This window comes from Allobaculum sp. (assembly GCF_047010065.1).
In the GTDB taxonomy this organism is placed as follows: Bacteria; Bacillota_I; Bacilli_A; order Erysipelotrichales; family Erysipelotrichaceae; genus Allobaculum; species Allobaculum fili.
The window spans coordinates 1-10,412 of the sequence record NZ_JBKXLD010000083.1 but is presented as its reverse complement, the minus strand read 5'-3'; the positions used below and the strand labels follow the sequence as shown (position 1 = coordinate 10,412).

The window sequence follows — 10,412 nt, the reverse complement described above, 5'->3', positions numbered from 1 at the left end:
GTGTAGAACTGAGTAGAGTAGTCTTTCAGCTTCGGATCATCGACAACGATAACTTCATCAGCACCGTGAGCGATGACGTCAGCTGCTTTGTCTTTTACGTTTTCGCCAAGGAGAACGCCGACTACTTTGTAGCCGAGTTCCGGAGAAGCATCAACGAGTTCACGAGCTTTGTTAATCAGTTCGTAGCCGACTTCCGCAGGCTGGGAATTTTTCTGTTCTACAAATACGTAAATATCTTTGTAATCTGGAAATGTAGCCATGACAATCCTTTCTACTTCTTGATCAGCTGTTTCTCGTTGAGAGTTTCAGCGATTTTCTTACCTGTTTCTTCAGCGGACAGGTTGAAGGTTTCCGTTTCAGCCGTTACATCCTTTGTGAATGTGCGGTAAACCTGGGTCGGAGATCCGGCCAGACCGATCTGGCTGAGCGGAAGATCTGCAGCGAGATCATCGTAAGTCATGATGACAACCGGCTTGTTGAAGGAATCAACAATGTCGTTGCAGTTCATGTAGCGAGGCTTGTTCATGCCGGAAAGCGTAGTGATTACAGCCGGCAGTTTAACAGCGACGATCTGTTCTTCATCTTCGAGAGATTTTCTTACGCGAACATGATCCGGAGCAACTTCGAGAATTTCATCTACATAAGTTACCTGGGGCAGGTTCAGACGTTCAGCGGTCTGCGGACCAACCTGAGCGGTATCGCCGTCAATCGCCTGACGTCCGGCAATGATCAGGTCATAGCCGATTTTGTCGAGCGCAGCAGCAAGGGTGCGGCTGGTTGCGCAGGTATCTGCACCGCCAAGACGACGGTCAGTCAGAAGGTACGCTTTGTCAGCGCCGCGGGCGATGGCTTCCTGGAGCATCCCGGCAGCCTGAGGTGGACCCATGGAGAGGACTTCAACGACTACATCGTCCGATTTGTCTTTCAGAGCAAGAGCTGCTTCCAGACCGGCGAGGTCATCGGGGTTGATGATGGAAGGTACGCCGTCACGAACGAGGGTTCCGGTTTTCTTGTCGACTGTAATTTCGGTTGAGTCAGGTACCTGTTTAGCTAATACAACAATTTTCATAGTATCCCGTTTTCCTTTCCACTAGCGAAGCGCTGCGCCGGAGATAACCATGCGCTGAACTTCGGATGTTCCTTCGTAGATCTCAGTAATCTTGGCATCGCGGAACATTCTTTCAACTGGCAGATCGCGGGTATAGCCGTAGCCGCCCATCAGCTGGATGCACTTTGTGGTAACTTCCATAGCTGTTTCTGCAGCAAAGAGCTTGGCTTCAGCAGCCAGTACGGAATAAGGTTTGCCTTCTTCTTTGGCCATAGCTGCGCGGTAAACGAGCATCTTGGCTGCATCAATGCGAGTCTGCATGTCAGCAATGACAAACTGTGTGTTCTGGAATTTAGCGATCGGACGTCCGAACTGCTTCCTTTCCTTAACGTATTTAATGGTTTCTTCGAGAGCACCCTCGGCAATGCCAAGAGCCTGCGCTGCGATACCAATACGTCCGCCGTCGAGTGTGGACATGGCAACTTTGAAGCCTTTTCCTTCACCGCCCAGAAGGTTTTCCTTAGGAATGCGAACGTTGTTGAAGATCAGCTCGGAAGTCGCGGAACCGCGGATACCGAGTTTCTTTTCGTGCTGTCCAATGGTGAAGCCCGGAGTATCCTTTTCAACGATGAAAGCGGAAATACCCTTGTTTCCCTTGGACTTATCGGTCATGGCAAAAATGATATAGACATCAGCTTCGCCAGCGTTGGTGATAAAGATCTTTGTTCCGTTGAGAACGTATTCGTCTCCGACCAGAACGGCGGTTGTCTGCTGACCGGCAGCATCGGTACCGGCGTTTGGCTCGGTCAGACCGAATGCGCCAAGCTTTTCACCGGAAGCCAGCGGACGAAGGTATTTTTCCTTCTGTTCCGGCGTACCGTACTGAGCGATCGGCCAGGTACCCAGGGAGGTGTGTGCAGAGAGGACTACGCCTGTAGTAGCGCAGGTTTTGCTGAGTTCTTCGACTGCCAGAATGTAGGACAGATAATCGGCGCCAGCTCCTCCGTATTCCCGTGGATAAGGAATTCCAAGCATTTTTGCCTGACGAAGAATTTCAACGTTTTCTTTTGGAAAGCGTTCTTTTTCGTCGACATCAGCAGCATTGTCTTTGACTTCTGCCTGTGCAACTTCCCGGAACAACTTCTGCATCAGTTTCTGTTGTTCTGTTAAATTGAAATCCATAAAAATGAAGTTCTCCTTTCTCTTCAAATAGAACTTAGGATCCAGGACAAAGACGTACGAAAACGTACCCGTTCTTTGTACTAAGCACAATAATAGCCCTTTCCAAAGTACTGTCAATTTCAAATGTGAATACTTTCACACGTCAGCACAAAAGTGTGGGAGCTCTTCCGGTATTTAAAATCTGTCAATTCCTTTACATAAAAGGCCTACCTAAAGGGAATCAGACATGCCCTTGACCAGAATGGCCCGAAGCGGGCAAAATATACCCACATTTCTGCGGTCCACCTCCATGATATCGCTTTCATTTTGCATTTTGTTTATTAATTCAGAATTTAACCCGTTTTTTTCAATGTTTTCCGTTTCGCTCCATCCCACAATTTCGTATTTTCCATCCGATTCGAACAGCTTTCTTCTTCGAAAAGGAACGCCTCAAACGGTCAGGCTGCCTGACAAAACGCTGTATTTCGTTTTGCTTCGGTTCACTCACTCCCCTGTTCTTCTGGGAACACTTCTTACGGATTGCGCCTCCCGTTCACTCGCTGTCCTCATTCAGAATTGCTTCGCAGTGAAGAAAGCAGCCCATACAGCGTCCATATACAGACAGATCGGCTATAACAGATCACCAATATAAGATCGTCTATATAAAAGAGACTGGATCGGACTCTTCTCTATACGATGACTGACAGACCATACTCGTTTTCCGGATTCGCCGCGCCCGCAGGATCCGGTTTTCTTTTCCCTGTTTTGGGTTTGCGTGCCTCTATGCTTGCGTGCTCCTCTATATGGGAAAGCCATTTTGTGGATCAGCCCGTCAGGAAGTTGCGAGTTCTCTTTTCTTCTTCCGTTGCCGGGCATTCGAATCTGCCGGTCAATTTTCTGTTTCTCCTGGACATGATCCTGTATGTGATCTCACTCTTATACGGGAGTTCAGATCCAGTCGTTCCCTTTAAAGTGCCTGCTCGGAAAATCTTCTGAGAATTTGTGACATCTGGCTGAAATCCCTTTCGGTTCAGAGCGTCACCAGGCGGCTTTTCCCCTCTGGTCTGAGCGCTCGGTCAAAAATGATGGTTTAGAAACTGGGGCTCTCTGATAAGATAAAGACAGATTCAAACAGTCCGCACGTTTGTTTTCCTGCTCGATCCGGTCCTTTCGAAGGCCAAAAACAAGGCAATTCGGCTTTCTTTTTAAATTGAAAGCGGTTCACGATCTGGGAAGGCGAACAATCGCGTCGGAATCCGGGAAACTGTGATTTCTTTCACAAAACGGTTTGATATTCCTTCGCGGGTGGGCTAGTATGAAATCGCAAATCTCGTAAGAGTAGAAAGAGGTCATTCGTAATGAGTGAAAAAGCTTATATCGTTGGCGCAAAACGTACCGCCATCGGAACATTCATGGGCTCTCTGAAAAATGTAACCCCTGCTGATATGGGTGCTACCGTTCTGAAAGCAGCTCTTGAACAGGCAAATGTAAAACCAGAACAGGTTAACGAAGTAATCATCGGTAACGTAATTGGTGCCGGACTTGGCCAGAACATCGCACGTCACATTTCTATCGATGCTGGCATTCCTAACACAGTTCCGGCACATTCCATCAACATGGTTTGCGGCTCCGGTCTTGAAGCTGTAATCGAAGCAGCCATCCGTATTCGTGCTGGATGGGGAAGCATCTTCGTAGCCGGCGGTGTTGAAAACATGTCCGCTGCTCCTTATCTGATCTCCGGCAAAAACCGCCAGGGCGTTAAGATGGGCAACCAGACAGTTGTTGACTCCATGATTTACGATGCGCTGACAGATGCTATGAACAACGTTCACATGGGCGTAACCGCTGAAAACATTGCGAAGAAATACAACATCACCCGCGAACAGCAGGATGAATTCGCTTTCGCCAGCCAGGAAAAAGCACTTGCTGCTATCGCTGCTGGAAAATTCAAAGATGAAATCGTTCCAATCGAAGTTAAAGAACGCAAGAAAACCGTTATCTTCGATACCGACGAACATCCAAGAAAAACTTCCATGGAACTCCTTGCTAAACTGAAACCTTCCTTCATCAAAGACGGAACCGTTACAGCCGGCAACGCATCCGGAATCAACGACGGGGCTTCCATGTGTATCGTAGCCAGCGAATCCGCTGTAGCTGAAAACAACCTGAAACCAATCGCTGAAATCGTTGCTTTTGGTCAAGGCGGTGTTGATCCTCTGACAATGGGCCTTGGTCCTACCCCGGCTATCCTGCACGCTCTTGAAAATGCAGGCATGACTCTGGATCAGATGGAACTGATCGAACTGAACGAAGCCTTCGCTTCTCAGTCCCTTGGCGTAATCCACGAACTGGTTGAAAAGACTGGCATCGATCGCGAAGCTCTCATGTCCGTTACCAACGTAAACGGCGGCGCTATCGCTCTTGGTCACCCAGTAGGCGCTTCCGGAAACCGTATCCTCGTTTCCCTGATCTACGAAATGGCTAAACGTCACCTCACTTATGGTCTCGCTTCCCTCTGCATCGGCGGCGGCATGGGTGTTGCTGTAATCGTTAAAATGGTTTACTAAGAAGATCTGAATTCAAATCTTCAGCCGGATCCTGGATCCGGCTTTTTTCATGTCCTGTTTTCGTGAAAACAAAGGGTTTGCGGTTTCTCTTTCCCTTCGAAATTTCCAGGCACTTCAAAAGAAAAGCGTCAGACGATGTTCTCTTTTCCATCGTCTGACGCTCTGGAAAGTTTCCTGTGCAGGACTTTCCGATCCATCTGTTTCTCTTTATATAAAGTGATTCGTATCTTTGGCTGTCTGCTGTTTCGCCCTTTCCTTACAGACCTCCCGTTTTACGCCTGAAGACCAAAGCAGAGGCATCCGCTGCGATCGGCGTCATCCAGAATAACTGGATCGTAGCTGCAGTGGCTCATCGACCAGAGGGCATTCAGCCTGGAAACTTTCTGTGCATCTTCTGCAATCATTTCCTGACTGAGAATGCCGTCCTCTTCGGTTTCTCTGGCGTGATTCCAGCTTTTTTCCTGCAGGATGTGAAGTCGAAGTTCGCTTTCATTCCAGGATCCATACGTTGCCAGAATCGAGTTCAGAATACCCAGAACGTTTTTGGTCATTTTTGGTGCAGCAGGAATCCATCGGCCCGAATGGACTCCGGTATGAGAGCAGTTCTCACAAAGAACGCCGTCATCGGTGCAGCGGAAGGTGCAGGGAACAAGACCTTCTCCAAAAATGCAGGTGCTTTCCCGTGTAGCAAGATACAGGAGGTTGTGAATTCTCTGTGCGCTGGGCAGTTCGCCTTCAGCGCTGCGAATGTTTTTAGCAAGGTAGCAGGCACAGTCGCAAACCTGAACGGAACGTGATTTCATATCAATAAAATAAACCGAAACACATCGAATTCCAATAATGCTGTGGAAATGTACCCGGTTTCCTGGCAAAGTTTAACGCGTCCTTAATGTAATGCGCTTTCACACAGGCTGTACATAAGCCATTTTTGCGTGCTCACGCAACAGGTTACGCAATTTTTTAATCCGTTTTGGATAAGCTTTTTCATCATTTTGATCATATCGATTCAATCTTCAGAAACATCGTGATTTTGCACGTCCGAGCGGGCTTGACTCCCCTTCTCTTATGCAGGCTCCCCTCTTCAATATATGGAAAAGACCAGCTCGATCGAATCCGATTTTGAGATCCGAAAGAACTGGTCTTTTTATAAAGCGGCTTGTAAAGCTCCTTTCTTCTATTTCATTTTGGACGGATTTCCTTCGGCCTTCGCATTGGATGGCAAGGATAGAAATCCAGCCGTCGGGTTTACTGAACGGATTTCAAATTGCTGAGCGCATTTACGGATGGAACTTTACGCAGAGCGAGCAGCGCCTGATTGAGCGTTTTGGCACTCTGATCAATTTCACTCTGTCTTTGCGGATTTTCCAGAACCGACCTGGCCTGTGTGCATTTTTCGTCAAAGTTCTGATCCTGATTTATATAGAGGCCGTTTAGAGCATCGGCTTTCTGGAGTGCCGCATCCAGAAGATCCGTGATGAGCGTCGGTTCCGGTTCTGGATCCGTTTCGCTGTACAGACCGTCTGTAATTTTCTGGGAATGGGTCTGATTCAGACATTCCGTCGAGAAAATCACATCGCGCATTTCGCCTTTAAAGCCGTTGATTACGGTCGCGATATTGCTCCCGTTGTAATAACCGCCAAGCGTCAGCTGATTCAGGCCGGCCAGCGTGGAGAAGAAGCCGGCATTGCCAGCTCCGGAAAAGGCCTGAACTTCCTTACCGTCGATATACCAGGTAAAGGTTCGATCCGGACCGGAAGTGCAGACGAGAACGACGTTATGCCACTGTCCATCGCCAAGATCTTCCGTGTTTCCATCGGCTCTGGTGTGGGCCAGATCCGGGCGCAGCGACAGCTTGCCCTGCAGCGGGCGAAGGGAAATCGAATGGCGATTCATTTGACCGCCGCCTGTCTGGATCAGGCTAGTCGTTGTACCCGCTTCTTTTCCATAGACAAGCGCCATGGAATCTGTTGCTGCATCCGTCTTAAAGCGGAAGAAGAGACTTCCTGCATTCATGGCTTTTACACTATCGGCCTGATCGGAAAGATCGATCAGCGTCTGACCGTCAAACGTCTGGCCAGAAAGGGCTTCGTAGACTTGGGCACTGGCTTTATAGGCCTCCATGCCGGTTTTCACTTCTCTGGCCTGGGATGTCTGTTCTTCTCCATCGTTCCAGCGCAGTTTGTAAAACCAGGTCTGATCCGGTTCAACTTGGTCTGTATACGATCCGGACTGTACGGTTTCGATTTCCGCATACGTTCCGTTTAAGGAAGACGAGCGAAGAATCGTGACGGATGCGTTTGTCGGATTTTCAAACTCGAGTACCGCCTGTGCATAGCCGCCTTCGGCTTTGGAGAATACGATATTCGCAGGCTCCGTCTTCGATGGAATTTCCACTGTGGCCGGCGTATACGTCGTAACGGTCGCATCGGTCGTCGCAATCTTCACGTTCACGACGGCGGATTTTCCTGCCGGAAGATTTGTAAAACGAAGGGTCGTCCTGTCGTCTGGACTCGCAATATCATATGTTTTCGTCCACGAAAAGCCGGCTGCCGTTACGGTAACTTCCGCTGTACCTGCCGTTTTTCCGGGATCGACCAGAGCGGTCAGATCCAGAGACAGTTCGCCAATCCCGGTCTGGCAGACCGGCTGCCTGTCGGACTGCGCACTTTTCTGGTTCATCTTGTACTGCAGACGACAGATTGGACTGGACGTGTCGTAAATTCCCATGGCCCGGGTCAGATCATCAAACATGACTTTATGCCCGATTCCGTTGGGGTGGAGACCATCGCTGTTCAGATTACCGGTTCCGCCCTGATTGGCATTCGTCTGTCTGGCCATCGCCGCCTCCCAGGTTGTGGCATGATCGGCAAGAATATAGTTTTCTTCCTGGGCGACTTTTCGCACTTTGGCGATATACTGTTTCAGATTGCCGCGCCCGGAAGCTGTGGTGACGTTACAGGCCCGGAGAATGATTTCCACATCCGGATTCTGCTTTTTGATAGTGGCGAGATTTTCCTTAAGCTGCGCTTCGAACACGTCCGGTGTAATACCGGATGCCGCGCAGTCGTTCATTCCAAGCATGACGATCGCCACATCGGGAACATACGATTCGATGCGTGCTTTTTTATGGGGATCGCTCAGCGTATCCTGGGCAATCGCACCGCTCACGGCCGTATTGAGAATCAGATCGTCTGGTCGATTCAGTCCGTCCGGCGCGTGCATGTATTTATCAAAGAGCTGAACGATCGTATCGTAGCCGCGGGTATGACGGCATCCATGAGTAATGGAATCGCCATAGAAAATCCAGTTCAGCTTTTTGTCCGATTTCAATAAATCCCGAATCCGTTTCTGGGTATCGGAAAGTGCTGTTTCTTCGGGCAGCGTCGACTGACGTTTTAACGAGGCCTCTCCTTTCGAAATCGAATAAGCAGGCAGCTCTGCCGTTCCATCTTCCGAAATCAGGCGCAGCGTCCATGAGCCATCCTTTACAGGAAGCGAAACGGATGCGTTCGCCTGAACGGGTGTACTCAGCTCTACTTCCCCATTTTCCGCATGCAAAATCCAGTCGGATCCGCCAAGAACGTCGGACGAAGCGAGGGTTAGTTCAAGCGAAGCATTTTCAAACGAGGCCTGAAGGGCTTCCTTGCCATTGGCTAAATCATGGTAGGCGGGCTGATCCACGGGAATGCAGTCATCGAGGTTTCCGGCATTGTAGTCGCTGGTCGTCGACTGTCCTGTCGCGTTTTCCAGAATTCTGGCGATTTCAAAATGACCATAGCCATTGAGCTGATCGTCTGCATTCAGGCAGGTCGATTTGAACGTATCGGTATTGGTATGCGTATACTGATCGACCACAAACACGTTCTGCGCATTTGGTTCGGCACCCAGATCCGCTGCAAAATGCGTCTGAATCAGATCAGCGATTTCTTTTGCGGCTGCATTTTTCTGGGCATCCTTGCAGGCGTGCGGCGTCTGAATCACCAGATAGCCGTTGGAAGGAATAGCGTTTTTCAGCGATGTCAGCGCCGTTTGATAGCTGTTTTTCCAGACATTTTTATCCGGTGCAGCCACATACTCCTGAATGTCTTCGATTCCAGCAGTGTAAACGATCGTTCTGGCGTGGAAAGCATTCTGGCTGTCCGGCAGTGCAGATACGGTATCCGAAAGCGTATTTCCCGTTTTACCCGCATTGGCGACAAAGTGCGAATGCCCTATTTTTAAAGGTTCGATAGCTGTGGACATCTGTCTGGGCTTTTCCCAGCGGGCGTATTCTTCAAAGTGATACACAAAACTGCGCAGGCCCTGTACATGCTCGTAATTGGCAGCAACTTCCTCTCCTCCGACAAACATCCACGTATTGCCGATTTCATCGAGCGAGAACATGTCTTTTTTAAACCGGCTCTGTTCAGCCGACGTGAGGGCATTGGCCTGGGCCGTCGTCAGCGCTTCAGAAGAGATTGCAACCTGAGAAATTTCTCCTTTAAACCCTTCATAGACCGTATCGGCTGGTTTGTAGCCGCCAATCTGCAGCCGGTCCGCATTCACAAGTCGGGTAAAAAGCCCTTTGAACGCTGCCTGGGAATAACTGAGAACGCTCACCCCATCCACGCTGACGCCAAACGTCGGATTGTCGGCGCGGCTGGTCAGAACGAGCGTGTGCCACTGACCATCTCCATAGCCGCTTCCGTTTGTCGCTTTGGCTCCTCCGGTCAGATCCGCACGAAGTTTATGCGTACCGTTTCGATAATCGAGGGCCAGATAGAAAATCTTGTCGGTTGAATACGAAGCGTTTGTATTGCTCATATCTTCCGGATTGGCACAATTGTGATACGTCAATAGATGGCGCAGCGCCGAATCGGTCGCGTTTTCCGATTTGAAGCGAATGTAAACGGATCCTTCTTCCAGATTTTTTATGGAACCGATCGAATCGCTCAGATCGACCACTCTGGTACCGTCAAATACCGATTCGCTTTCGTTCAGTGCTTTGTTCAGTACGCTCTGATGCAAATAGGCTTCCTTGCCCGTGGAAGCTTCGATGGGCGTGCTGCTGATTTCGCTGCCTTTTTGAAGCTTGTAAAAATACGTCGTTTCCGTCTGAACCATTGTATCGATCCAGATCGATTCTGTCGTTTCCCCGATGGAAACATACGAACCGTTTTCGCTGTCCGCACGCAAAATGGAATACGTATTCGTATCGTCTTCTGCCCGGTCGATCGCAATCTGTACCTGGGCATATCCGCCTTTGGCCTCAATTGCCGGAAGTGTTTCCTGCGCGGCCGGACGGGTATTCGTTTTTGTTTGTGTATGTACCGCCGACGGGATCGCTTCGGCCGCAAGAACCTGAGTCATGGACGATCCGAGGGCTGTGCAGCTCATGGAAAGCGCCAGCGCCAGGACTGAAAATTTCGTTCGAGCTGTTTTTCTGTTCATAGAAATCTCCTTCTCTTTTCGTAAGAGCGGATCCAGTGCGTCAATTTTGGAAATCCGCCAAAGATAAACCGATTATAAAAGAGAGAAGAAACCGTTTTCGCAAAGTTTTCAAAAGTTACACACAGATTTTTTATTCGAATCATTGCCGTTTCAAACGTAAGCGTCAAATAAAAGACGGGTATTTTCTCGACCGCCTCCTTGGGATA

At 49.3% G+C, this 10,412-nt stretch carries 5 protein-coding genes and 1 pseudogene; 1 reads left to right on the top strand and 5 read right to left on the bottom strand.

From position 1 onward, the window contains the following. From ACLUYS_RS07670 to ACLUYS_RS07660, 3 genes and pseudogenes are all read right to left on the bottom strand, one after another. Positions 1-260 (bottom strand): annotated as a pseudogene (locus ACLUYS_RS07670) (electron transfer flavoprotein subunit alpha/FixB family protein); the annotation flags it as partial. Positions 261-271: 11 nt separating this feature from the next. Further along, on the bottom strand, positions 272-1,069 hold the full coding sequence (locus tag ACLUYS_RS07665) for an electron transfer flavoprotein subunit beta/FixA family protein (RefSeq protein ID WP_230267896.1): 798 nt from the start codon (positions 1,067-1,069) through the stop codon (positions 272-274). A gap of 21 nt (positions 1,070-1,090) precedes the next feature. Beyond that, positions 1,091-2,230, bottom strand: coding sequence for an acyl-CoA dehydrogenase (locus tag ACLUYS_RS07660; protein ID WP_230267895.1), 1,140 nt, complete (start codon positions 2,228-2,230; stop codon positions 1,091-1,093). Positions 2,231-3,567: 1,337 nt separating this feature from the next. On the opposite strand from ACLUYS_RS07660, the gene ACLUYS_RS07655 reads away from it, so the two are divergent. Then, the gene (locus tag ACLUYS_RS07655) at positions 3,568-4,776 is read left to right on the top strand and encodes an acetyl-CoA C-acetyltransferase (RefSeq protein WP_230267894.1); all 1,209 of its coding nucleotides are present in this window, start codon (positions 3,568-3,570) and stop codon (positions 4,774-4,776) included. Positions 4,777-5,048: 272 nt separating this feature from the next. Here the strand turns inward: ACLUYS_RS07655 and ACLUYS_RS07650 are convergent, their stop codons facing one another. Then, positions 5,049-5,579 (bottom strand): hypothetical protein, encoded by a 531-nt coding sequence (locus ACLUYS_RS07650; RefSeq protein WP_288338872.1) that lies wholly within the window; start codon positions 5,577-5,579, stop codon positions 5,049-5,051. 442 nt (positions 5,580-6,021) lie between these two features. Further along, positions 6,022-10,206, bottom strand: coding sequence for a GDSL-type esterase/lipase family protein (locus ACLUYS_RS07645; RefSeq protein ID WP_412659530.1), 4,185 nt, complete (start codon positions 10,204-10,206; stop codon positions 6,022-6,024). Positions 10,207-10,412: the final 206 nt, after the last annotated feature.

Bases quoted from the DNA above. Each gene is read 5' to 3' on its own strand.
- ACLUYS_RS07665 (WP_230267896.1), bottom strand. From the start codon at position 1,069: ATGAAAATTGTTGTATTAGCTAAACAGGTACCTGACTCAACCGAAATT.
- ACLUYS_RS07660 (WP_230267895.1), bottom strand. From the start codon at position 2,230: ATGGATTTCAATTTAACAGAACAACAGAAACTGATGCAGAAGTTGTTC.
- ACLUYS_RS07655 (WP_230267894.1), top strand. From the start codon at position 3,568: ATGAGTGAAAAAGCTTATATCGTTGGCGCAAAACGTACCGCCATCGGA.
- ACLUYS_RS07650 (WP_288338872.1), bottom strand. From the start codon at position 5,579: ATGAAATCACGTTCCGTTCAGGTTTGCGACTGTGCCTGCTACCTTGCT.
- ACLUYS_RS07645 (WP_412659530.1), bottom strand. From the start codon at position 10,206: ATGAACAGAAAAACAGCTCGAACGAAATTTTCAGTCCTGGCGCTGGCG.